Origin of the sequence: Rhodobacter sp. TJ_12, from assembly GCF_020023995.1 — a bacterium.
GTDB lineage: Bacteria > Pseudomonadota > Alphaproteobacteria > Rhodobacterales > Rhodobacteraceae > Rhodobacter.
Window position 1 is genome coordinate 1 of sequence record NZ_NRRD01000095.1, and the last position, 526, is coordinate 526.

A 526-nucleotide genomic window follows, 5' to 3' on the forward strand; every position below is an offset into this window, starting at 1 on the left:
TCTCAAGGACATCTGGCCCACCAACGCCGAGATCGCCGAGCTGGTCGATAAGACCGTGACCCGCGAGGCCTTCCAGAAGAAATATGCCGATGTCTTCAAGGGCGATGCCAAGTGGCAGGCGGTCTCGACCACCGACAGCCAGACCTACGACTGGCCGGCGAGCTCGACCTACATCCAGAACCCGCCCTACTTCCAGAACATGTCGAAGGAGCCGGGCGTCATCACCGACATCACCGGCGCGCGCATCCTCGCGCTTCTGGGCGACATGATCACCACCGACCATATCTCGCCCGCCGGCTCGTTCAAGGAGAGCACGCCGGCCGGGAAATATCTGGTCGAGCGGCAGGTCTCGCCGCGCGAGTTCAACTCCTACGGCTCGCGGCGCGGCAACCACGAAGTGATGATGCGCGGCACCTTCGCCAACATCCGCATCAAGAACGAGATGCTGGACGGGGTCGAGGGCGGCTACACGCTCGGGCCGGACGGGCAGCAGACCTCGATCTTCGACGCCTCGATGGCCTATCAG

General features: G+C 63.7%; 1 pseudogene. It reads left to right on the forward strand.

The annotated features are described in order from the left end of the window. A pseudogene (locus CKO11_RS17360) lies at positions 1 to 526 on the forward strand (aconitate hydratase); the annotation flags it as partial.